Origin of the sequence: Pseudobacteroides cellulosolvens ATCC 35603 = DSM 2933, from assembly GCF_001262605.1 — a bacterium.
Classification (GTDB): domain Bacteria; phylum Bacillota; class Clostridia; order Acetivibrionales; family DSM-2933; genus Pseudobacteroides; species Pseudobacteroides cellulosolvens.
This window is the reverse complement of sequence record NZ_LGTC01000001.1, coordinates 280,357-304,520: the sequence shown is the minus strand read 5'-3', so window position 1 is coordinate 304,520 and position 24,164 is coordinate 280,357. Positions and strand designations below refer to the sequence as shown.

The following is a 24,164-nucleotide window of genomic DNA, read 5'->3' as shown; positions in this document are numbered from 1 at the left end:
TAAATCTGATCACTTTTAGTATTAGTAATGATCTCTTAGTAACTAAATATTATCTAGGCACTTCAACCTTGCCTAAAATGCTTCTCAATACATCATCGCTTTTTAAACCGTCTATGCTGGCTTCAGGCTTCAATATTACCCTATGCCTTAGTACCGGAACAGTAATATCCTTAATGTCTTCGGGTATTACAAAATTACGCCCCTGCATGGCAGCCAGTGTTTTTGCAGCAAGTAAAATGGAAATTGATGCCCTCGGGCTTGCTCCCAGCACCAGGCTGGGCGAATTTCTTGTAGCCCTGACGATTGAAGTAATATAGTTTATAATTCCATCATTCACTTCAACCTTTAATATTTCTTCCCTGCACCTTTTGATATCATCGAAATTGCATACCGCATTTATATTGGCTTTGTCAATCTGAGAGCTGCTAAAGCCAATTTTAAATTTATCCAGCATCATATTTTCGAACTTTTGAGGCATATAATCAACTGTAAGCTTCATCATAAATCTGTCAAGCTGTGCCTCCGGCAGAGGATACGTTCCTTCATACTCAACAGGATTCTGTGTTGCCACTACAACAAACGGCTCACCTAACATATGGGTCTCACCATCAATTGTTATAGCCCTCTCCTCCATTGATTCTAGCAGTGCAGCCTGGGTTTTAGGAGGCGTCCTGTTAATTTCATCTGCTAGGAATATATTGGTAAACAAAGGGCCTTTTCTAAGATAGAACTCACCGGATTTGGCATCATATACTTTTGTACCGGTAATATCTGCCGGCATGAGATCAGGTGTAAACTGCACCCTTTTAAAATCCGCCTTTATAGTCTTTGCTATAACCTTGGCAGCGAGGGTTTTTGCAAGTCCCGGAACACCCTCTACAAGAATATGTCCTCCTGACAGTATAACCACTACCATTTGTTCAATCAATGCATACTGGCCAACAACGACCTTTGAAACTTCATCAATTATTTCTTTTGCTTTTATTTGTGTAAATCCCAAGCTTCCAGTATCGAAATTTCCTTCCATTACTTTATCTCCTCCCTTATTATCTCTATCCACTTTGCAAGGTATATAAACTCATTTATATCCCGGTTATCGGAATTGATATATTGCTCACATCTGCTAAACCCTGTTGCAATCTCCAAATTCCTGGTCCTACCATCAAAGGATGCAGCCCTAATAAGTTCATTGTTGTCATGGACCGTATCTATACCAAGGTATTTTGCCAGATCTGTTTTAAGTCTTTTGAACATTACATCAAGAACATATGGATTTGCTTTTGAAACCTTATAAATATTGGATAACGCATAAATATTTTCATTTTCCGCCCTTTTGACAGTCTCAAAAACAACAACAGGCTTTCCAAGCCTTTTTGACATTGCAAGGAATAAAACACCAATGCCTAATATTATCTGAATGAAAACAAGCACCCCATTAAAACCAATAATATCACTTACAGTAACTCCTTCACCCATATTGTGATAGTATTCGTTAAAATATACTGTACTATTTCCAATACTATCAATAACATCTACAAATGAAACGGCACCTATTTTATCCTTCAAACCCTCATTGGCAAAAATTTCAATTTCATTGCATACATACATCCTTCCATCGCCTGCTTTGTATGTTGCCCACTCATTATATGATTGGAATTTTCCGTCGTACACTGCACCAAGTTTCTCAATAATATTACTATTTCCCTCAGGATCATCATATATGAGAATAAGTGAATTTCCTTTTTCAATCCACTTTTTCATGTACTTAAGCTCTGTTTCATCAAAAAACCTGTAATAATCAGGCTGCACAACTACCATAGTTACGGAATCGGGCATAAACCTTACTGTTTTCTTATACCTTACCGCCTCGTACCCCATCTTTTCAGTTAAAAGATATAACGCTTTTTCTCCATCTTCATCTACGCTATAAGAAGTATATTTTTCATATTTTCTACTGTCCCTCATACTTGCCATAACAACTCCAACCAGCACAACAAAGGCAGCTATCAGCACAAATATTATTATTTTTTTAATTATGTTTTTGCCTCTCATGAATTTACCTCCCCTACAATAGAGGAATACTCGGAAAACCACTTATCAAATATATCCCTGCTCAAATTCCTGTTACCATACCAACATCTGTTAAAAACCCCTGTAAACTCCATAACCTTGTCAAAGTGGATATACTCCTTTGTTCTTAATTCGTTCATGTATTCTTTATTGGTCTTGGCTTTGTTTATCACTAAAAGGTTCTGCTCATTGAGTTTAAGGATTAATGACAGATATAAAAAACGTATTCCCTGCCTGAAATCACCGTTTTTATAAAATTCCATAGCTTGAAGCCTTACTTCCTCAGGATCTTTAAGCTGGCTTAAAAGCTCGGAGTCTTCCTCCTCTTTAATCTTTCTGTTATTTCTTTTGTATTTTACAATTAAATAGATTACTGATGCAGCCATTAAAATCAACAGGATAAAGATAATAATATAGAAAATAATCCCGTGTCCCGCTGTGTTAACCCGAGGCTTTATGGGGATATCATCTATTGAAGGAGGATTAATTTGGCCCAAAGCCCGTTTTATTTTATCCAGTATGTCTTCAATAACATCAGATAACCTTTCCAATAATGTTTTCTCCTTATTTGCTTCCTGAAACTCCTTTGAGGAGAATATATCATTCAGGCTGTCTTCCACTTGCTGCTCCCTATCCTTAGACATAGCAAAGGAAAAGCATGGAAAAAACAGGTTCATTGTTATTAAACATATCAGAACAAATAATATCGTTTGAGCTATTTTTCTATTTTTAAATCTGTAATTCATAAATATAATATCATGCATTATTATGAAACCTCAGTTTTAATAATTTAGTCATTGCCCTCTAACAGTTTATCAACTTTAACTTCAAGATCAAGACCTTCATTACATATTTTCCAATTTATAAAAATGTTTGTAGTCAGAGTAGCCAAAAACGGGTATAAAAGTGCATACCCCAACTGTACAAATGCAGTAGCTGCAAGCTGCACCTGCCTGTACAATTCATTATCGGCAAATGACAATATTACAGTTATTCCTATTGATATGGATGGTATAAAAAAATAAATAAGCCCACCGGTAAACAATGCAATAAACGAATTCCAGAACATTTTTCTAGATAATTCCGAGCTTCTTGAAATTCCATCTGTTGCACCTTTATTCTCGATGGAGATGGCTTGAACACCAAAGCCGAATTTGATGTAGAAAAACCCCAGACTCATTATGGCACCTAAGACTATAGCGATCATTATTATAGCACCAAAAAATATAGTGAACCCTTCAATAAAGCGACCTCCACCCGAAAACAAAGTCATTCCTATTCCAAATAAGAATAAAACCGCCCAAAGGAATATAATTACTGCAATGAGTGTACCAATTATTACACCCGCCATAATTAGGTAAAACAATGCTCTGTATCCTAAAATTCTAAATATTTTCTTGAAACTTTCTTTAATAACTTCTTTTAGTCCAAGACTCCTGCCATAAACAACGTCATTATATACAACTTTAGAAATCGCTGCTTGCAAAACACCGTTTACCGTTAAAAAATAGCATATATAAACAATAAATAAAACTATGCTAACCAGAAGAAAAGCCATTGCCAATGAAAAACTTGCTCCACTTTCATTTGTCAGCCTATTGAGATCTTTAGATATACTACCTGATAGGAACACATATAAAAGAGCAAAAGGAACATACATAATAAGTGTCAAAATGGTAAGCTTTTTTATATTTCTTTTATATACTTCAATTGAATAATCAACTATATCAACTGCCGACATTTTTTTCAGCCTGGTTTCAATATCTCTCATTTAGACCTCTTTTCATGGAATTATTTTATTAAAAAACAATTATTTCTACTATATTAAAAGTGATAAATCTATTATTTTTGAAAGAGAAAATATCTATTAATAAAAAAAGAAAATATTGTGACACTATAAAACATTTTACTATTTTTCATGGCGATACTCAATACTATTAAAAACAAAAACATGAAATGAGTAAAACTTGATGGTTGTCATGAGAAATTGTGGCATGTGATACACCATAATTCTACAGACATTCAAAAAGCAGATTTCCATAAACTTTAAAAAGCTGCCATTCTTAGATATTGCACATAAAAACAATGTGTGATCTCTAATTGAGGCAGCCTTAATTAATCTTTATTTTAAATATATCTTTTATTTTCTAATCTTAATTATTTACGCCCAATCCCAAACCATCCGACAACCATCCTGAAAAACAGACGAACAAAGGAAGCCTTCTTTACTTCTTCAACAGCTACAACATCTTCTTTAGCAATTATTTGGCCATTGTCCTCAAAGGTTATCTCACCAATTTTCTGGCCAGATTTAACGGGTGCTTCAATTGATTCGGTCATTTTTACATTTTGCTTTATAGTATCTTTCTTACCTTTTTTAATCATTAAGCTCACATCTGCCTTTAAAGCACCTTTAACACTTGTACCTACACCTTTTTTAACTTCTACAGTGCCTAACTCTTCGCCTTTATTTTTTATCTTAACCATTTGATAATTTGCATATCCGTAATCTAAAAGTTTTTTAGCCTCAGCAAATCTTGTGTTGGAATCCGGCTCACCCAGAACAACAGCAATCAGCTGCATATCATTCCTATCTGCTGATGCGGAAAGGCAATAGCCTGCTTTTGTAGTAAACCCGGTTTTTAAACCAGTTGCACCGTTATATGTGTGTATAAGCCTGTTTGTATTATCCAAAGAAAACTGTCCGTTTCTAAACTTATCCTGCCAAATTTTAGTTATTTCAAGTACTTTGGGATGTTTACGAATAAGTTCTGCCGACATTTTGCCAATGTCTGAAGCAGAGCTGTAATGCCCATCATCTGTTAAACCGTTGCAATCCAAAAAGTTTGTATTATTCATACCTAATTGCTTGGCCTTCTCATTCATGGCACTAACAAAGATTTCCTCGCTGCCGCTGATCTTTTCAGCTAAAGCTACCACTGCATCGTTAGCTGAATGTATAGCAACTGCCTTTAACATTTCCAATACCGTAAACTCTTCTCCAGGCTTTAAATAGACTTGTGACCCACCCATATTATATGCATGTTCCGATACAGGTACCATATCTTCATAGGTAACCTTACCTGAGTCAATAGCCTCCATTATGAGAAGCATTGACATAACCTTTGTAACACTCGCTAAAGGAAGCTCTTCATGGCTGTTTTTTTCAAACATTACAGTTCCCGTCTCAGCATCAATCAGTATTGCTGCCTTCGCTTTTAATTCCAGTGTTTTATTCGCTTCTTCCTTCTTAGCTGCAGTATTTTCTGATGTTTGACTGGTATTCTTTTGAGGTGCCGCTACCACCGGCATTATTGCTGTGTTGGCAAACAATGACACAATTAGTATGAAGATAACACTCAACCTCTTAATCACTAAAATCCCCCCGATTTTTATTTTATAAGTAGGGCAGAACTATTTTATGTCTACACCATAATTTCTCACCACAACCATCAAGGTTGCAAAATCACATCGTAATTTTGTATCTTTAGTAAATGTTCCTAATGTATTACTATGCGATATGAACCCAATATATTCTGCTATAACAATTTTCACTAAGTGCCTGCACTATATTAAAAGTGTTAATGACCTTACATTTGACAGAGCATATAACAAACGTTTCAACATGATTAAAATAAGCATTAATCTTTATTTGGCATCAAAAAATAACGAACGTTTTATACGTTATTTTGTAATTGACAAATAATAAGATAAATTGATTTTAATAAATTTACGATAGACAAATGTAAAAATTAATCACTTGTAATATAATAAGTACACGAAATAATATTTTCAATGTTATTATAAATTCTGATTGTTATAAGTTAAAGTGTAATTTGTTACTCAAAAGCCATATAATAGCTTCATTTTCCTTCCAAGTCAGGTATTATTTCGAACAACATTAATCAATTTATGGACATTCGTTGCAATCCCATACAATAAAATTCATAGAATGTTAAAGAACTGCCTTTTTAAGGCAGTTCTTTACATATCTCAATACAGTAATGGAATATATTACATCTGAATATTAAAATTAAACAGTATGTAAGGAACGACTAAAATATTTTTTCCAATTTCTATCCAAATGTTGACAAGTAAAGTCAACACTTGGGTAAAATTTATAGCGAAAGTTGATTCTTAGTCATCCTAAGGAATGTACTTATTTACACCTGATGAATCTATATAAGCAAGGATTAAAGGCCTCATTTGCAAATTGTCATTGGAAATGGTAATAGAACTGTCTAAAATCTGAGCAGCATTATCTATACTCTTCTTATTATTAGTATAAAAGCGTGCAACCACATCGCCTTTAGATACTTTGTCATAAGTTTTTTTCTCAAGCATTATCCCGGCTGAGTAGTCTATAATACTATCTTTATTCTCCCTGCCTGCACCAAGTATCATAGATGCAATGCCCAAACTGTCTGTTCTTATACTTGCTATATAACCGTCGCAGTTAGCCTTATATTCATAAACATGTTTACTTTCACCAAATATACTATAATCATCTATAACATTAGTATTGCCATTTTGCCTTTCTATCAACTCAGTAAGTTTCTTAAGTGCACTTCCATCAATAATAGACTTCTCTGCCATTTCCACACATCTGTCGTAACTCCCTTTTCCTGCACCTTGCAACATTCTCGCCGCCAACTCTACAGATAACTTTCTAAGATCACTAGGACCTTTTCCTTTTAACGTATCTATGGCCTCTATAACCTCCATGGAATTTCCGACAGCATTTCCAAGGGGCAGGTCCATATCGGTGATTAATGCTGAAGTTCTCCTTCCAAGACTTTCTCCTATATCAATCATAGTCTTAGCAAGAGCCACGGAATCTTCAAAAGTCTTCATAAAGGCACCGCTTCCGGTTTTAACATCCAGCACTATACTATCTGCACCTGAAGCAATCTTCTTACTCATAATACTGCTGGCTATCAGCGAAATATTATTTACAGTTGCCGTAACATCCCTCAATGCATAAAGTTTCTTGTCTGCAGGAGCCAGGTTTCCTGTCTGGCTCGCTATGGACAGCCCAATTTCCCTGACATTAGCTAAAAATTCATCTATTCCAAGGGATGTTCTAAAGCCCGGGATTGATTCCAATTTATCAATAGTGCCACCTGTATGGCCAAGACCCTTTCCTGACATTTTGGCTACAGGAACTCCGCAAGCTGCAGCAACAGGTGCAACCACCAAAGTTGTCTTGTCACCCACCCCACCGGTGCTGTGTTTATCTACCTTAACACCTGAAATACTTGAAAGGTCCACCTTATCTCCCGAATCTGCCATAATATTTGTAAGATCCGCTGTCTCCCTTTTGTTTAAGCCTCTAATAAATATAGCCATTAATAATGCAGATGCTTGATAATCTGGTATATTCCCCGAGCAGTACCCATCTATAAAAAATTTAATTTCATCAATTATCAGTTCATGACCATCCCTTTTTTTCTCAATGATGTCATACATCCTCATTTTCATCCCTCCTCTGTTAGTAATTTTTTATTCATGCCTTAGTCATGATCAAAAAATAACTTCCGCTATAAATTTCGCTCATGTGTTGACTTAACTCGTCAACACCCGCTCAAAAGCGGAAGTAATTTTTTATTCATGCCTTATATCCGATAAAAAGCTTATTCCTGGAACCTGAGCATTAAGGCCTAAATATTCGGACACAGTTGCAGCAATATCTGAAAATGTATTTCTTGTACCAAGGTTTATATTGCTTTTAACACCTTTTCCATATATAAGCAATGGCACGTACTCCCTTGTATGATCAGTTCCTTGAGTTGTCGGGTCACACCCGTGATCTGCCGTAATAATCAGTATATCCTCGTCTTTTAATTTCCCAATTATCTCAGGAACCATGTCATCAAATGCAATTAATGCCTTAGCATAACCTGCTGCATCATTGCGATGTCCATACACCATATCAAAGTCAACCAGGTTGGTAAATATAATACCTTCAAAACTTTCACTCATATATTGGAGAGTTCTGTTAATACCATCCATGTTATCGTGGGTGTGTACAGCATGGGTTATTCCCTGTCCGCCATAAATATCCTCTATCTTACCCACTGCCTTAACCATGAATCCTGATTCTTTAGCATAATCCAGAACAGTTTTTCTTAATGGTTTTAAAGAAAAATCCCTTCGTCTATCTGTCCTCTTAAAACTCCCCTGTACACCTGTAAAAGGTCTGGCTATCACTCTTCCAACAGCATGATCCCCTGTTAGAAGTGTTCTTGCAATACTGCACATTTCATATAGTTTTTCAACGGGTACAATATCCTCATGGGCAGCGATTTGGAAAACACTGTCCGCTGATGTATAGACTATAGGATATCCTGTTTCAACATGTTCTTTTCCAAGCATATCTATAATTTGTGTTCCTGATGCAGCAAAATTACCAATAGTCTTTATTCCTATCCTGCTTTCAAATTCCTCAATTATTTCCCTGGGAAATCCTGAAGGATAGACAGGAAATGCCTTATCCAGGATAAGCCCTGCAATTTCCCAATGCCCGGTAGTTGTATCCTTCCCTAATGACTGTTCAGCCATACGACCATAACAGCCGTCTGGAGATTTATATTTATTGAAACCTCTTATATTATCGATATTTCCAAGGCCAAGCCTTTCTAAGTTAGGCAGCCTCAAGCCTCCCATGGCCGTTGATATATTTCCTAATGTATCACTGCCGACATCACCATAAATGGCTGCATCCGGCAATTCACCCATACCCACACTGTCTAATACAATAAGTACAATTCTTCTCATTCTAATGCCTCCTTGACAATAGTAAAATAAAAAGAACCATAAGAATACTTCTTACAGCTCATATCAACATCTACATTAATCTATATTATATTATACTACACTTTTGATTGGAAATCATTCTCATGACCAAATTAATAAAAGAGATACTTTATCCCAATTCCTAAGCCCTTGGGTGAGTCTTTTTATATACTTCCTTAATCTTATTTTTTGCAATCTGGGCATACACTTGAGTTGAAGATATATCTGAATGTCCTAGCATTTCTTGTATTGATCTTAGATCTGCACCATTTTCAAGTAAATGTGCTGCAAAAGAGTGACGTAATGTATGAGGTGTTATATCCTTATTTATCTTTGCCTGATTCTTGTACTGCTTAATTATTTTCCAAAAGCCCTGTCTTGTAAGTCTTCCTCCGTTAATATTAACAAACAAGGCTTTCTCATCAGGCTTTTGTATCAGCAGGTTTCTCGACTTATTAAGATACTCTACAAGTGCGTTTACAGCTATTGAACCTATAGGTATTACCCGCTCTCGCAAACCCTTGTTGCATTTTATAAATCCCATCTCCAGATTAACCTCAGACAAGTTAAGATTAATAAGTTCCGATACCCGTATACCTGTTGCATAAAGAAGCTCAAGCATTGCTTTATCTCTGTAGCCTTTTAGATCTACGCACTTTGGTTGATCAAGCAGCAGCTCCACTTCACTTGTTGATAGAATCTGAGGAAGCTTTTTTTCCACTTTCGGAGAATCAAGATCAACTGTTGGATCAGCATCAATCAATGTGTTTTTATACATATATTGATATAAAGACCTTATTGAAGCCAGATTCCTTGAAATAGTCGAAACCGCTCTTCCTTTCTTCTGCAAATGCAAAAGATAGGTTATTACCGTAGTCTTATTGGTATTGGTTATGTTAAGCAAGTTGATTTCTTTCAAATAGGATATGTACTGTTCAATATCTCTCTTATATGACTGTAGAGTATTTAGTGACAGTCGCTTATCCTTTTCCAAAAACAGAATAAACTTTTGAATTATTCCTTCCATTAAAACTTCCCCTTCTTTTCTTTTAAAATAATTTCATTTAAATACCTCTTAATTACTCACACTTAGTTTTGAACAAAGTCATGAAATGATTTTGTCAAACTTAATGTTGTCGTGAGAAATTGTGGTGTGTATGCACTATAATTCCCTAGACATTTAAATAATCCAGCCGGATTATTACTAAAATAGCACAACATGGCATAATTAATGTAAAAATTTATGCATTTTAATAAAATTTAATAAATTTTCATAAATAACCTACTATTAGATTTTAATACATTTCGTAATATTTTTAAAGCAATATTTGTTAATAATCCAAAAAAAACTATCTTATTATTAATACTTCTTTTTACATGTATTTCATGTTATCAATATTATTTATCTTACAATTTAATTATTGACAGATAAAACCCATTGTAAACATTAGTTTTAAAATATTGGTGAAATCACTCTAATTAATACAGGTGATATATAAACTTCCATGAATATACCTCCTATCATTACTAAAGCAATGAAAGCTGTAGACAAGCAGTATGATATTAGGTTGCTCTTCAAACTTTCCTTTGAAATTCTTTTAATAGATTTATTCTTTATAATACCAAGAGAAAATTTAATGCCATTGACCCCTAAAATTATTATGCATGGCAGTATGATAATTTCCTTTAGTAAAAGTGAACTTAAAATAAAAACAACACCCTTTACGCCAAATGTCTGTATTAAAAGTCCTGAACCAAATCCAGTCAAAAATCCTCTTATTCCAACAAAAACAAATATAAATGGTATACCTATTATGCACACACCAAGAAGCCAGATAACTGTGATTTGTTTTATGTTTTCCATTAGAGAAACCTTGAATAATTCGGCACTATTAATATCCTGTTTATCAAACAGCTCCAGAAATCCTTGAAAATAGTTCTTTAGCTCTTCTCTTTGCATCGCTGTCAATCCATTTACTGTAAAAGCACCTATTGTCACTCCAATTATAAAAGCAAGCAAAAGCAATAAGTAAATGCTTGAGTTTGATTTTATGTGTTTTACAAAAGCACATTTTGCATTAGAAAACAAATCTTCGCCTCCTTCTACAATTCCTTGGCTTTCTAATCCTTATAATGAATTTTATGCAACTCAAATCGAAAAAATTACAATCAGCATATAATGTAAACTGTATGTTTTGGAAAATATTTTTCTATGTTATACTATTATATAATAGGTAGTATTTAGGAGGGATATGACATGAATGATAATAAGGATGTCAATTCTGGCGAAACTGCTTTTCTCACCTCAGTACATGGTGAAATTCAAGCGCAATTGATAGAAGCTGATTTAAAAGCCTGTGGCATCCCTGTATTGAAAAAATTCAAGGAGGCCGGTGCTTACCTTGACATTTATATGGGTATGACATCCTTCGGTATAGATTTGTATGTACCCTCAAACTTATTGGATGATGCAAAGAATATACTTAAAGATTTTGAGAATAACAGCAAAATAGACGAGGAAGAAAAAGAACTAATAGAAGCTAATAAAGAATACATAAAAATAAGGAATCGCAGAATTTGGATTCTATTGTTATTCTTTTTGCCAAGTTTACTCATAGGTTTAATATTGTATATAATATACGGTTAATACTTCCATATCAAAAGAGCTTCAACCCGCCAAACGGACTAGAAGCTCTTTTTTTATAATTAAAACAAGAATTTAAAATTTAATATCTCCTTTGATTATCCTATCTGCCATTAAAATACCGATGATTGTTTTCGCATCTGTTATTTCATGGTTTAGTATCATATCTATAAGCTTTTTGATTTCATACTTTTCACAATCCACAAATTCATCTTCGTCAGAATGTGCTTCTCCTTCTTTAAGGCCAATTGCTACATACAAGTGAAGTACCTCATTACTGAATCCTGGAGTACTGTGAATACTTATAAGATGTTTTACATTCTCAGCAACAAGACCTGTTTCTTCACTTAATTCTCTTACAGCACATACCTTTGGATCTTCCCCGGCATCCAGTTTTCCCGCAGGCAACTCGATGGTAGTTCTTTCAATAGGCTTCCTGTACTGCCTTACCATATAAATTTCCCCATTATCTGAAATAGGTATTACCACAGAAGCACCCGGATGCAAAACAACATCCCTTGTTGCTTTCTTTCCATCCGGCAAAAGTACTTCTAAAGTTTCAACATCAATAATACTTCCTTTATATGTATGTTCTCTTCCAATGGTCTTTTCATCAAAATTCATAATATCCACCCCGTTTAGCTTAGTTTATTTTTGTTCTTTTTAATTTCATCTGTTGCAAGCTTATCACATCTGTTATTGTATACATTATCAGAATGGCCTTTTACTTTAATCCATGTAATTTTATGGATATAATTAAGCCTGTCCAATTCCTTCCATAGTTCTATATTCTTAACCTGTTCCTTGCTTGAGTTCACCCAGCCGTTCTTTTTCCATATTATAAGCCATTTCTTTTCAAAACCATTGATAAGATACGCACTATCACTATACAGCTCAACTTCACACGGTTCTTTTAATTTTTTCAAGGCCTCTATAGCTGCTGTCAATTCCATTTTATTGTTGGTGGTATCTACCTCATACCCCGATATTTCCATTTCCTTTTCGCCATACTTAAGTATTGCTCCCCAACCTCCGTTTCCAGGGTTTCCAGAGCATGCACCATCAGTATAAATTATAACCTTTTTCATTTAAACTCCTTATTATACCTTTTTCACAACATATATAAAAGAACATTTATATGATCAGTCTTTTGAATACTGTTTTCCAATTTCCCTGGCTCTTTTCGTGCATTCATTCATAGCATCAATAACAGCATACCTGAATCCGTTTTTCTCTAGAGCACTTACAGCTTCAATTGTAGTTCCTGCTGGAGAGCATACTTGATCCTTTAGTTCTCCGGGGTGCTTTCCAGTTTCAAGAACCATTTTTGCGGAACCAAGCACAGCCTGTGCAGCCAGCTTGTATGCAAGATTTCTTGGAATACCTGAAAGTACTGCCGCATCAGCCATTGCCTCAATAAACATAAAAACATATGCAGGGCTGCTGCCAGTTAGAGCTGTAACTTCGCTCATAAGCTTTTCATCCAACACCTCCACCTTTCCCATTGTTTCAAACAAAGGACGAACCAGTTTCAAATCATCCTCATTAATATTATTATCAAAAGAAACCAAGGTCATACCTTCTCCAACAAGGGCTGGCGTGTTTGGCATTGTTCTAATAACCTTTTTGTCACTGCCTACTATTCCTTTATACAAGCTTATTGGCAAACCCACAGCTATAGAAACAAGTATTTTATCCTGGCTAAAACTTGCCTTACATTCTTCAAGAACTGTTTTAACCATATTGGGTTTAACAGCCAGAATAATAATATTAGACTTCTGGAATACTTCCTTTGAAGAACCTACTATACTTATGCCTATCTCCTTTTTTAGTAAACCCATCTTCTCCGTATCAACATCGTATATATATATATTCTCAGGCTTTACTATTCCTGAACTAACTACACTTTTTACCATTGCAGTGCCCATATTTCCAGCACCTACAAATCCCAAACTTATATCCATAAGCTCCTCCTTAAGCAATATAATCTATTACTATATTTGTTATGATTTATTACTTTACTATAATATCACAAATTTTTTTAAAATCCAGATAGAATTAATAAATATTATAAAATTATTATTATTCCCCATTGACATAATATCAAACCTGTTTTATAATAAGATACGTCACTTGAAGGGGAGTAGCGCAATTGGTAGAGTAGCGGTCTCCAAAACCGTCGGCTGCGGGTTCGAGTCCTGTCTCCCCTGCCAAAAGTCCCAAGGGTTTTTACCCTCGGGACTTTTTATTTTTTGCATTTTTTCATGACTACATCTTTATTCCTGGCAGAAATAAAATAATGAAACTGATATGGGATGGAAGTTAAAGAAAAAATACAAAAACAAATGGATTATTTAAATTATAGTAGGTTAAATATTTACATAAGGAAATTTGATGCAAGTAATTTACAAAATACACATTATGGTATATAATGTATATGGTTACATTATTGGCTACTTCAGAGTTGCAAAAATTCTAAATTATTCCTTAAACATTACCAGTTTTCAAATTTAGTCAGCAACAAAATACAAAGAAATATGCTTCATTATTAGCTTTTCAACGAACTATGTAAAAAGGTTATTTTAGTAATGTGTGGGGAGGTTATGTCATGTACAACCTAAAACAGGCAATTAGAAGTTATATGTATTTAACTCCAGTTTTTTTCCTAATACTTGTTGTCATAATTTTTTATTTGGGGATTAAAAATCTTTAATTTACTTTGTATAGGGAAAATACAAGATAAAGAGACTATCTTTAGGGATAGTCTCTTTACATAACTTAAACTATATTAATATTTGTCAAAATCCAAATCACTCAGCGTCAACATCTTTTTTCCATTTCTACTCAATCCCTTTGCTGACTCTTCTTGTACATTTCCTTGCTTTTTATGCTGTACAGTTTCAGTTAATGTATTTGAACTATGACTTCCCCTCAGCTTGAACCTTGCCATATTTTCATTCAGAAGCTTTGCTTGCATCATAAGTTCCTCACTTGCTGCGGCACTTTCTTCAGATGTTGCAGAATTAACCTGTATTACCTTTGAAACCTGGTCTATACCAATGTTAATTTGAGCAATACCGCTTGCCTGTTCATTTGATGCAGATGCAATATCTCCTACAAGGCCTGCAACCTTAGATGAACTTTCAACTATACTGACCAAAGATGCTGCAGTTTCATTTGCAATCATTGTACCGCTTTCAACCTTCTTTACACTGCCCTCTATGTACTCTGTAGTTTCATGAGCAGCACGGGCACTTCTTGCCGCTAAATTTCTGACCTCCTCGGCCACAACGGCAAAGCCTTTTCCATGCTGACCTGCTCTTGCAGCCTCAACCGCTGCATTCAAAGCTAATATATTTGTTTGGAACGCAATTTCATCAATAACCTTAATTATTTTTGAAATATTCTCGGAAGCATCATTTATCTCTTCCATAGCCTTTAGCATATCACCCATTCTTTGATTTCCCTTGACAGCATTTTCTTTTGCTTCAAGTGCCAGTTGGTTTGCAAGTGCCGCATTTGTAGCATTCATCTTTGTCTGATGGGCTATCTGAGTTATACTTGATGACAGCTGTTCTGTTGAGCTGGCTTGTTCTGATGCACCTTGTGACAAATGCATGCTGCCCTCCGATACATGGGCTGATCCTCTTGCCACCCTCTCTGACGCATTTCTGATATCACCAATTAAATTATTTAATTCTTTTATTATTGAATTTAAGGAATCTGAAATAAGCTTAAAATCGCCATCGTACTCCCTGACCTCATTCAGATCCATATTACATTCTGAAATCTGCTTTAATACATGTGATATCTCATCAATTATACTTTTAAGGTTAAAGACTGTCGTGTTAAATGAATTAGAAAGCTTCAAATAATCACCCTTATAATGGTTTCTCATGGACACATTTAAGTTTCCTTCTGAAACTTTACTCATTACATCGGATATTTCATTAATCGGTTCTATTATAGCATCAAGGGTAGAATTTATTCCTTCTACTATTTTCCTGAATTCCCCATGATGCTTTTGACTGTCAGCCCTGGTACCTAACGAACCGGACATAGCTGCATCAGTCAGAGTTTTTGTATCTTGAACCATATCATATAACGTATGTCTTAATTTATCCATACTTTTTGATAAATTATCTTTATCCGATCTTACAATGATTTTTACATCCAGATTACCCTTTGCAATCTCCCAAGCTGCATCAGTCTTTAGCCTTATATCATTAATCATTTCCATAAATGCTTTTTTGAGCCGTCCTATCTCATCCTTTGAATCTAAGTTAAAACTGATTTCAGTATCCCCCATAGATATCCTTTCTGCTGCAATAGTAAGCTCATTTATAGGTTTTGAGATTCTATTGACAAGTAAAAATGTAAAAACAATAAGTCCTAGAAATATGACTAAGTCTACGATAAGCATAGCACTAATAATTTTATTTTTATCATTCTCACTGATTTTTATTATTTCTTCAGTACCTGAATCTATCATCTCTCCTATCAGATTCAAGCATTCCCTTGATATGGAGAAATCATCACCAGTTACAGCTATTGTCCCTGACTTCATAGAATCAATTGTGCTTTCTCTCCACATATTGAAGCTTTTTGAATAATTATCAAAATACTGGTATATAAGCTTACCGCTTTTATCCTTATATGTACTCCAAAAGCTATCATCAAGAGGAAATTTGCTTCTTGCATTATTTATTCTGTCTGATGCTTCCTGAGTGTTTTGCTCAAAGGATTCCTTATTTTGTTTCTTGTCTTCCGCTTTAGGACTCTCATATAAAAACTGCTTTGAAGCCACCATAGCTTGATACATATCGCGATCCGCATTCAGAACCAATGATATGGCTTCATAATTCTGTTTTTTAATCTTATTATCCATATTATGAAACATAGAGTTCAAGCTTATAAATGCGATTATTGAGATAAGGATCATAGCTAATAAAGGTATTGATACTGCTATAAACAACTTTGACCTAACAGATAAGTTCTTAAACATTTTATTCCTCCTTTAATTAAATTTCCAGGAAATCAACAACAGAATACAAAGGCACTATGGTCTTTGAAATAATTTACATAATTACAAATACTAAGTTGGATGAATAGTGAAATGATTTTTTATATATAAATATTATTCTATTAAAATTATAAAAATCCTCCTATATTCAAAAAAGATTGCTAATCTTTATGTGACCATGAGAAATTGTGGTGAGGCCACAGTAATTTTCTAGACATAAAAAACACTCTAGACCATTACGATCTAAAGTGCTTATCTAGACTCTATAAAATACTCATTTAAAACTAATAATGTTAAGTATTACTGAAAAAACAACTTATTATTACCATTACATATAATCAGCTGAAGTCTTTGAGAAATGCTTTGAAACAATAATTACATCACTCATATTAATAGCACCATCCAAATTCAAATCTGCGTTAATGTTATAAAGTGCATTGCCGGATATTGAATTAAATGATTTGGCAATTTCCAAAACATCTTTCATGTTAATAGAATTGTCCTGTACTCCATTCTTTACAATGTCACCGGCCCACATCATTATAGGGCTTTGAGCAGTACTAAGTTGTACATTTTTATTAATAACTATATTCTTTATTTCTCTATAAAGGTAGTTTTCTTTGCTTATCTTTATAGTTTGAGAGCTTGAGGAAAATTTCACATCAGTCAGCTTAAAATAACCTTTGCTATCTGTTAATACAGATTTACCAGAGCCTTCTATTTCTACTTTAAATCCCGAATTTATACTCGTATCTGTATATGTAAAGTCGGGTTTGATATAACCTTCTATGAAATTATTTGAATCCGGTGTAGGTGTCGCAGGTATAGTTGTCACTGTGGGAATTGGCCCTTCCGGTCCTTCACCAAACACTATCTCGTTGCCTATATATAACGGGCACTTTTTAGTTATTACATATTCGTCTCCTAAGCCTTCCCTGCTGTAATCATTTTTAGCATTCCAATTTCCCTTGTAAGTTGTTTTATCCTGATCTGCAATAAGGGCAAACTGTATTTCACGGGCAGCATATATTTGTTTTCCCTCCCAATCAAATTCAACATAATATGTACCCTTGTCATCATACTTCATAATCTCTGAATATTTTGCCTTTCCGTCATAACACTTTTCATTTTCATCATAATATACTTCCATATGTACATCATTAATGGTTTGACCTGCATCCAATATCTCACTGATATTAAAATAATACCGTACCTTCATGCGGGTCTCATAATGAGGAGGATATGCACTTTCATTATGGATACGAAGGGTAATTTGTGATCTTTCATTGTTTTCCTGGCTGGTGCTGACTTTAGCTTCCACAAAAAATTCCAGCGGTTTGGTTTCTTTCGGTGGAAAATTCGGTACTGGCTCATGGCCTTCTCCATAATATGTATAAAGGCCTGCACAAGCCCCAACAAAAGCTGCATTGTAGTCAACAGCAACTTCATTGTAAATAAAATCAGATGTTATATCCTTATGAAAATCTTCTGCATCCGGTCCCCCTACTAAAGCACCCCATAAAGTATGTACCTGGTCTTTAGGATTATCCATGTTAAGGGTTTTGGAGCCATGAGACGCACGGTGGTGCGGATGTGAGGCACCATCAGGTGCATAACCCACAATATATGCTCTTTTCATTGGATTGTTTCCCATTATATATTCCATTTGATTCTTGGCCCAATCGGTAAAAGCAGTGTTTCCCTTACACTTCCTGTATACCATAGCACAAAGCTGGGCAGCTGTATTGTACCTTGCAGAACCGTATGGATTTAACATACTAAACCCTGCAGGAGTCTTCGAAAGGAAATTCGTGTCCTTGGGATCTTCGTGGGCAACTCCCGACCAATATTCCAAATTCCATCTAAAAATATACCAGTCTCTTTCAGTATTTGTTATGGGTGCAAGCTTTGCAAACACTCCGCCCCATACAGTATCCCAGCAGTGGACCCAAATATTCTGCCAGTCATTACCTGTATCAACAATTATTCTCTGCATGTAGCCGGTATATTTTCCACTTGCATCAGTAGCTACTATATGATCTATATATTCCTTTTCTCCTGTTGCTATATTGAGCCAAACTGCAGCCCAGGACATTTCATCATAATCATAGGATGACATATAGTATTCATCGGAATACCCAAGTCCTCTATACTTCCTAGCAAAATCATATAGTGCTATAGCCGTATCAAGACATTTTTTTGCATATTCCGGATCCTCATCTTTAAAATTGAGGTAATTAATTGCAAGGGAAGCTGCTGCACCGGCACACTGGTCACTTGCAGGTTTCTCAGCAGTAGCAAAATATGCAGGTCTTTCAAAGTCCTTAATCATTTTTGAATTTTGAAGTTCTGGTGGATTCCACCAGTCGTGATCTATATCCCCTTCTCCTACCACATAGCAGAAAGCAATAACATTACCGTCTTTATCCCTGAATGTGGACCTAAGAAAATAATCGTTAAACCATCTGAGGATATCTTCTACATGTTCCTTCTCACCAATTTTTATGTATGCATCCCGAAACTCATAGTATCCCCAACCTACAGTAGATGCTGCATAAGATTGAGGAAGACCAAATTTAACATGATCCCCTGCATCATGCATACCGCCGCTTAAATCCAATGAACCGTTCCCATCCGGGTCGAGTACCGACCTGTATTTGTCTATAAAACTCTGAGAAAGATTTGTTCCTCTAAATCCTTCTGTCAAGGGAATCAATGGTAACTCCTTATCCTCCACATGACAATCCCCACGCCATTCAAGACGCCCGCCTGTTATACCCGGTCCACATTTATTTGCATCATAGAAATAAAGGGAAAGTTGAAGTGCTTTAGCAAAATTGTACTCGGGTTCAGCATTAACTGTTGCTGGAAAAGAGATAACTGTACTTATGAAAAAACTAAAGCTAAGAAGTACAATTAAGCTTCTCTTAAAAAAAACATTCTTCGACATATAAATTCGATCCCCCTAAAATTATTTAAAATTTGCATATTAAACTATTTATATAAATCTTCCCCCCTCTATTTTTCAATGCAAATGCAGACACAGGATCTACTTGTCAACACCCGCTTAGAAAGCGGAAGTAATTTTTCATTCATGCTTTAATTTAATCATATGTCTGTTATTCTTTAGAGTCAATTGCTGTGATTGGCTTTAATTAATAATAATTGTCCTATCTCGATTATAGTCAAAAAATTATGGCGTGTAATACACAAAATTTTTTCACACCAAAAAGAACTGATGGTATATTTTCCCTCAGTTCTTAGGATCATGCATTATTTTTTTAGTCATAATATTTTATAATCAGGTATTATTTAAACCTGTTCCTTCTTAAGAAAGTAGGAATATCAAGCTCATCGCTCTGATTTGCATTGTTATAATTGTTTGCTGCCGGCTGCTGCTTTTCGTTTGCCGGTTGATTGGGCACATTTCTTTCCTGTGGTCTTTCATTGCTCCTATCAAATGAAGGTTTTTCCATCTTGTTAATAATAGGTCCTTTATCAAATCCTGTAGCAATCACAGTTATAAGAATTTCATCCTTCAGATTTTCATCAATAACAGCACCGAAAATGATATTGGCATCCGGATCAGCAGATTGCTGAACCAACTCTGCTGCAGTATTCACTTCAAACAGACCAAGGTCGGCACCTCCGGTAATATTGAGAAGAACACCTCTTGCCCCGTCTATGGATGTCTCCAGCAAAGGACTGTGTATTGCCTGTCTTGCTGCTTCCTCAGCCCTGTTTTCACCAGCTGCCCTACCAATGCCCATGTGTGCTATACCTGTGTTAAACATAATTGTCTTAACATCAGCAAAGTCAAGGTTAACAAGACCCGGTACTGCAATAAGGTCTGAAATACCCTGCACACCCTGTCTTAAAACATCATCTGCAATTCTGAATGCATCAACTATGGATGTCTTTTTCTCCGCTACCTGTAAAAGTCTATCATTGGGAATGGTAACCAAAGTATCCACTGTAGATTTGAGGGTTTCAATACCCCTTTCTGCATGCTGCATTCTCTTTCTTCCTTCAAACATAAAAGGCTTGGTAACGACTCCAACTGTAAGAATTCCCATTTCTTTGGCTATCTGTGCTACAACAGGTGCTGCACCTGTACCGGTTCCACCACCCATACCTGCTGTAACAAATACCATATCTGCACCTTTTATAGCTTGAGCTATTTCATCCTTGCTTTCATTTGCAGCCTTTTCACCGATCTCAGGATTGGCACCCGCTCCCAAGCCCTTAGTCAGCTTATCACCGATTTGTATCTTTGTATTTGATTTTGACAAAAACAATGCCTGCTTGTCTGTATTAATTGAATAAAACTCAACCCCACGGAGTCCGGCGGTTATCATTCTATTTACGGCATTATTTCCTCCACCACCCACTCCAATAACTTTTATCTGAGCAAATTGTTCGAGATCAATATCAAACTCCAGCAATTTTCAGTCCCCCTTCTTTTTTCATTGGTTAATAAATAAGAACTCGTTTACAAACAATCCACTTACAAATAATCATACTGCTAAACGTTTTGCATCACTTTGTAACACTTAAAAAAACAAACTAATGAGCATTACAGAATGCATAAAACAACTGGCCCTTATCTATATCGTACAATTGTAAATTTTCGTCGATTAAAACAACTCACAAAATCACACAGAATAATAATACCTCATTATTGTACATAACGCAATATAACCATTTTTTTATTTTTATATTATATAACAATTTTTCTATTATGTATATCGTAAATAAGAACTCAATTGTAATAATATTCATGCAAAAAATTTGAGAATTCTTTTTAAGATATTTTTTTCCTTTTTCTGAGTTTTTTGTTTATGATGCTTCACTTCACTTCCATAAGCGTTTCCTTTGCTGTGGGATCCAACATACTTTACAATCCCTGCTGCTGTATAATATTCTATTTTAGAAACACTATCAGTTTTTTGCAGAGCAACTCTAGAAGGTAAATCAAATACTTCGGTAGCCAGCTCCCTGCCACCATCTACATAGGATATTCCTCCACCTGTAAGTACAATTCCAGCTGGGAATTCCCCTTTAATCTGACTCTTTTCCAGCAATTCCTTGCACAGTGAAAATATTTCAAACACTCTCGCTTCTATAATTTCTACTATCTCAGATACTTTAACAGATTTCTTTTTATTTTCATTAATGTCTATTACAGTAACTTCTTGATCATTTTTAATAAGTGAACTAAGAGCCAACTCAAATTCTCTTTTTAATTTTTCAGCTTCAGAATACGGAATCTTTAGACCAATTGCCACATCATTGGTAATATGATCTCCACCTACTGTTATGCACTCGTTAAAAATCATATTTTTATTCTTAAATACCGATATATCTGTTGTACCGCCGCCAATGTCTATAAGAATAACTCCCATTTCCTTTTCATCCTGCGTAGGAGCTAATTGACTGGTTGCAAGTGCTTCCACTATTAGACCGTCTGTCTTTAAATTAGCTCTTTCCATACTTTTAACTATGTTCTGAACAGAAGTTATTTTTCCTGTAATTATATCTGCATCAACCTCAAGAGTCAATCCAGCCATTCCTACAGGATCAATGATTTCATCATAGCCATCCACAATAAACTGTTGGGGTATGATGTCAATAATCTCTCTATCATCTGAAATATTAATGCTTCTTGCGGCAAGAAGAACCTTATCAACATCCTTACTGGTTATTTCACGGTTCTCATTTGAAATTGCAAGTCTTCCTCTGCTTTTAATTATTGAAGTATGAACACCATTTATACTTACATATGCAGAACTGATTTTTAGACCTGCAACTGTTTCTGCTTTTTGAACTGCGGATTTGATGCTGGAACATGTGCTTTCTATATCTACAATAACACCCTTTTTTATGCCATTACATTGCTCCATTCCGTGGCCTAAAACTTCCAATTCACCTGCTTTGCCGACTTGGCCAATAACAGTACTCACTTTTGAGGTTCCGATATCTATGCCAACGATAATGTTTCCCACTAATGAAAACCTCCTATTATAATAAAAAGAACAGTTTTATTTATATAACACTTTTCATCTTGATGAAAAGTGAATAATCTTTTATATTTGTCCATCGCAAATCCCGTTAAAACGGTTCGTTATCTGCTCTGCCAAATATAAGATCAGTTGCACTTTTCATCTTGATGAAAAGTTAATAATCTTTTATATTTGTCTATCGCAAATCCCGTTAAACCGTTCGTTATTTGCTCTGCCAAATATAAGATTATTACTCTTTTCATCTTATAACTTATATGGAAATGTCGAAGAATACAATTTTAATTCATTTTATATATTATCTTTTTTTGAATATTTATTCAATAGAATTCTACGAATAATTGCAAAATTTAAAAACAGCCTGTTACCAAAAGCAAATAATGCCGCCAGATAAAGTTGTATTCCAAGTTGATCACCAATGTACGCCAATGCAGCTGCCAACAGCGCATTCATGAAGAAGCCTGAAAGGAAAACCTTCATATCAAACCTGCCTTGCATTGAAGCTGCTATTCCTCCAAAAACAGAATCAAGTGCTGCTAATATTGCCACAGCAACATAAGTCGAATACTGATATGGAATTTGAAATGGCAAAATTACTCCTATAATTATTCCTACTAATATACCAATAAGTGGCAGCATATTTCTCCTCCTTGTTTTAGTTGTTCCTTAATCATTTCTTAGTCATGATGATAAAATAACTTTAGTTATAAATTTCGCTCAGTAATGCATTACTTCATCTTAAAATTATACTTACGGTCTTCATTATATTCCAGATAACCTTTATCTGTTTTCTTAAGTTTATTAAAATAAATATCCCTAATAAAATCCAATCTGTAACCAATTTCACTAAGGTCCCCAAGGTCAGCCATGATCCTCCCATCAAGTTCTACTTTAATTCTGAACGGATCACCCACATCTATTTTTGTCACAAGGGGATTAATTTTGACATGATTATTTTCATCATACTTTGGAATTTCAGTCTTAAGCTTCTTTATATATTTAATATAATCCGGATCCCCTGCTATTAAAGCCTGTCCTTTTTTATAATTCTTAAATGTTACACCTTCCACTAAAATAGCATCCTTGTATGGCTTGTCCGACTCTTCAAGAACATAGCCACCCTCGTCAAGAAGAATATATAGCCCTTTATGATATATGTAAAACATGGGGCTTCTTTCTTGAACATTTATCCTAACAGTATTAGGAAGGCAAAACATTACCTTTGCCTTCTTAGCATACGAGAAGCTATTTAAAATACTGTTTTCTTCATTTCCATATCTAAAGAAAAAATAATTTTTAAAACTTTTTCCAACCTTTTTAAACCCATTGCTCCCTATTTGAATTTTGGTAACTGAAATCAATGCATCTGAATCAATTTTATTGTTTCCATAAACCTCAATAGTAATTATATTAAACAAGGGAGATAAGGCAAGTATTACCAATGATACTATAAAGAGAATAAAAAGAATAATCCTTCTAATAGTCTTGATCCTTTTCTTATTACTCTTTTTAAGTTTCTTTTGTTTCTTATTGGTAATCTCATTGTCTCTCTTAATCCTTCGTAGTTTCAAGGCTCATACCCCTTACTGCATAATTGTATTCTAAAGCCTGA

19 protein-coding genes and 1 tRNA gene are annotated in these 24,164 nt (G+C 34.9%); 2 read left to right on the top strand and 18 right to left on the bottom strand.

Going from position 1 to position 24,164, the window contains the following annotated elements; genetic code table 11:
- Nucleotides 1-49: 49 nt before the first annotated feature.
- From Bccel_RS01435 to spoIIM, 9 genes are all read right to left on the bottom strand, one after another.
- A complete protein-coding gene (locus tag Bccel_RS01435; RefSeq protein ID WP_050752976.1) occupies nt 50-1,027 on the bottom strand; it encodes an AAA family ATPase in 978 nt (325 codons plus the stop codon).
- Nucleotides 1,027-2,052 (bottom strand): DUF4350 domain-containing protein, encoded by a 1,026-nt coding sequence (locus Bccel_RS01430; RefSeq protein ID WP_036946188.1) that lies wholly within the window; start codon nt 2,050-2,052, stop codon nt 1,027-1,029. Before Bccel_RS01430 ends, Bccel_RS01435 begins: the two co-directional genes overlap by 1 nt.
- The gene (locus Bccel_RS01425) at nt 2,049-2,690 is read right to left on the bottom strand and encodes a hypothetical protein (protein WP_207643754.1); all 642 of its coding nucleotides are present in this window, start codon (nt 2,688-2,690) and stop codon (nt 2,049-2,051) included. Before Bccel_RS01425 ends, Bccel_RS01430 begins: the two co-directional genes overlap by 4 nt.
- A gap of 170 nt (nt 2,691-2,860) precedes the next feature.
- Nucleotides 2,861-3,841: a hypothetical protein gene (locus tag Bccel_RS01420; RefSeq protein WP_036946184.1), complete on the bottom strand. Its 981-nt coding sequence runs from the start codon at nt 3,839-3,841 to the stop codon at nt 2,861-2,863.
- Nucleotides 3,842-4,227: 386 nt separating this feature from the next.
- Entirely contained in the window at nt 4,228-5,445 is a 1,218-nt protein-coding gene (locus Bccel_RS01415) for a D-alanyl-D-alanine carboxypeptidase family protein (RefSeq protein ID WP_242853226.1), read from the bottom strand.
- A 771-nt stretch (nt 5,446-6,216) separates the two neighbouring features.
- Nucleotides 6,217-7,545 (bottom strand): pyrimidine-nucleoside phosphorylase, encoded by a 1,329-nt coding sequence (locus Bccel_RS01410; protein ID WP_036946182.1) that lies wholly within the window; start codon nt 7,543-7,545, stop codon nt 6,217-6,219.
- A gap of 129 nt (nt 7,546-7,674) precedes the next feature.
- Nucleotides 7,675-8,847 (bottom strand): phosphopentomutase, encoded by a 1,173-nt coding sequence (locus Bccel_RS01405; protein ID WP_036946179.1) that lies wholly within the window; start codon nt 8,845-8,847, stop codon nt 7,675-7,677.
- A gap of 160 nt (nt 8,848-9,007) precedes the next feature.
- Nucleotides 9,008-9,892 carry a site-specific tyrosine recombinase XerD gene (xerD, locus tag Bccel_RS01400; RefSeq protein ID WP_036946177.1) on the bottom strand — a complete coding sequence of 295 codons (885 nt, stop codon included), beginning with the start codon at nt 9,890-9,892 and terminating at the stop codon, nt 9,008-9,010.
- 426 nt (nt 9,893-10,318) lie between these two features.
- The gene (gene spoIIM / locus Bccel_RS01395; protein ID WP_036946175.1) at nt 10,319-10,954 is read right to left on the bottom strand and encodes a stage II sporulation protein M; all 636 of its coding nucleotides are present in this window, start codon (nt 10,952-10,954) and stop codon (nt 10,319-10,321) included.
- Nucleotides 10,955-11,122: 168 nt separating this feature from the next.
- Between spoIIM and Bccel_RS01390 the strand changes: the two genes are divergently transcribed.
- Nucleotides 11,123-11,512 carry a putative signal transducing protein gene (locus Bccel_RS01390; RefSeq protein WP_050752975.1) on the top strand — a complete coding sequence of 130 codons (390 nt, stop codon included), beginning with the start codon at nt 11,123-11,125 and terminating at the stop codon, nt 11,510-11,512.
- 72 nt (nt 11,513-11,584) lie between these two features.
- On the opposite strand, the gene Bccel_RS01385 is transcribed toward Bccel_RS01390, so the two are convergent.
- The 3 genes from Bccel_RS01385 to proC are packed head-to-tail and all read right to left on the bottom strand — an operon-like array spanning nt 11,585 to nt 13,473.
- Nucleotides 11,585-12,133 carry an NUDIX domain-containing protein gene (locus Bccel_RS01385; RefSeq protein WP_036946173.1) on the bottom strand — a complete coding sequence of 183 codons (549 nt, stop codon included), beginning with the start codon at nt 12,131-12,133 and terminating at the stop codon, nt 11,585-11,587.
- 14 nt (nt 12,134-12,147) lie between these two features.
- Complete coding sequence (rnhA, locus tag Bccel_RS01380; protein WP_036946171.1) at nt 12,148-12,597, bottom strand: ribonuclease HI; 450 nt, start codon at nt 12,595-12,597, stop codon at nt 12,148-12,150.
- Nucleotides 12,598-12,651: 54 nt separating this feature from the next.
- Entirely contained in the window at nt 12,652-13,473 is an 822-nt protein-coding gene (gene proC / locus Bccel_RS01375) for a pyrroline-5-carboxylate reductase (RefSeq protein WP_036946169.1), read from the bottom strand.
- Nucleotides 13,474-13,646: 173 nt separating this feature from the next.
- Between proC and Bccel_RS01370 the strand changes: the two genes are divergently transcribed.
- Nucleotides 13,647-13,722: transfer RNA gene (locus Bccel_RS01370), tRNA-Trp, on the top strand.
- Nucleotides 13,723-14,297: 575 nt separating this feature from the next.
- Here the strand turns inward: Bccel_RS01370 and Bccel_RS01365 are convergent.
- The 6 genes from Bccel_RS01365 to Bccel_RS01340 form a co-directional block, all read right to left on the bottom strand.
- Nucleotides 14,298-16,514: a HAMP domain-containing methyl-accepting chemotaxis protein gene (locus Bccel_RS01365; RefSeq protein ID WP_036946167.1), complete on the bottom strand. Its 2,217-nt coding sequence runs from the start codon at nt 16,512-16,514 to the stop codon at nt 14,298-14,300.
- A 346-nt stretch (nt 16,515-16,860) separates the two neighbouring features.
- On the bottom strand, nt 16,861-19,482 hold the full coding sequence (locus tag Bccel_RS01360; RefSeq protein ID WP_242853225.1) for a glycoside hydrolase family 9 protein: 2,622 nt from the start codon (nt 19,480-19,482) through the stop codon (nt 16,861-16,863).
- Nucleotides 19,483-19,840: 358 nt separating this feature from the next.
- On the bottom strand, nt 19,841-20,977 hold the full coding sequence (gene ftsZ / locus Bccel_RS01355; RefSeq protein ID WP_036946165.1) for a cell division protein FtsZ: 1,137 nt from the start codon (nt 20,975-20,977) through the stop codon (nt 19,841-19,843).
- Nucleotides 20,978-21,310: 333 nt separating this feature from the next.
- Complete coding sequence (gene ftsA / locus Bccel_RS01350) at nt 21,311-22,537, bottom strand: cell division protein FtsA (protein ID WP_036946163.1); 1,227 nt, start codon at nt 22,535-22,537, stop codon at nt 21,311-21,313.
- Nucleotides 22,538-22,843: 306 nt separating this feature from the next.
- Complete coding sequence (locus tag Bccel_RS01345) at nt 22,844-23,191, bottom strand: small basic family protein (RefSeq protein WP_036946161.1); 348 nt, start codon at nt 23,189-23,191, stop codon at nt 22,844-22,846.
- Between the two features lie 89 nt (nt 23,192-23,280).
- A complete protein-coding gene (locus Bccel_RS01340) occupies nt 23,281-24,123 on the bottom strand; it encodes a cell division protein FtsQ/DivIB (protein ID WP_036946159.1) in 843 nt (280 codons plus the stop codon).
- Between the last annotated feature and the right edge of the window lie 41 nt (nt 24,124-24,164).

Excerpts from the sequence above, each read along its gene's own strand:
- Bccel_RS01435 (WP_050752976.1), bottom strand. The coding sequence starts at position 1,027 with ATGGAAGGAAATTTCGATACTGGAAGCTTGGGATTTACACAAATAAAA.
- Bccel_RS01430 (WP_036946188.1), bottom strand. The coding sequence starts at position 2,052 with ATGAGAGGCAAAAACATAATTAAAAAAATAATAATATTTGTGCTGATA.
- Bccel_RS01420 (WP_036946184.1), bottom strand. The coding sequence starts at position 3,841 with ATGAGAGATATTGAAACCAGGCTGAAAAAAATGTCGGCAGTTGATATA.
- Bccel_RS01410 (WP_036946182.1), bottom strand. The coding sequence starts at position 7,545 with ATGAGGATGTATGACATCATTGAGAAAAAAAGGGATGGTCATGAACTG.
- Bccel_RS01405 (WP_036946179.1), bottom strand. The coding sequence starts at position 8,847 with ATGAGAAGAATTGTACTTATTGTATTAGACAGTGTGGGTATGGGTGAA.
- xerD (WP_036946177.1), bottom strand. The coding sequence starts at position 9,892 with ATGGAAGGAATAATTCAAAAGTTTATTCTGTTTTTGGAAAAGGATAAG.
- Bccel_RS01390 (WP_050752975.1), top strand. The coding sequence starts at position 11,123 with ATGAATGATAATAAGGATGTCAATTCTGGCGAAACTGCTTTTCTCACC.
- Bccel_RS01385 (WP_036946173.1), bottom strand. The coding sequence starts at position 12,133 with ATGAATTTTGATGAAAAGACCATTGGAAGAGAACATACATATAAAGGA.
- rnhA (WP_036946171.1), bottom strand. The coding sequence starts at position 12,597 with ATGAAAAAGGTTATAATTTATACTGATGGTGCATGCTCTGGAAACCCT.
- proC (WP_036946169.1), bottom strand. The coding sequence starts at position 13,473 with ATGGATATAAGTTTGGGATTTGTAGGTGCTGGAAATATGGGCACTGCA.
- Bccel_RS01365 (WP_036946167.1), bottom strand. The coding sequence starts at position 16,514 with ATGTTTAAGAACTTATCTGTTAGGTCAAAGTTGTTTATAGCAGTATCA.
- Bccel_RS01360 (WP_242853225.1), bottom strand. The coding sequence starts at position 19,482 with ATGTCGAAGAATGTTTTTTTTAAGAGAAGCTTAATTGTACTTCTTAGC.
- Bccel_RS01345 (WP_036946161.1), bottom strand. The coding sequence starts at position 23,191 with ATGCTGCCACTTATTGGTATATTAGTAGGAATAATTATAGGAGTAATT.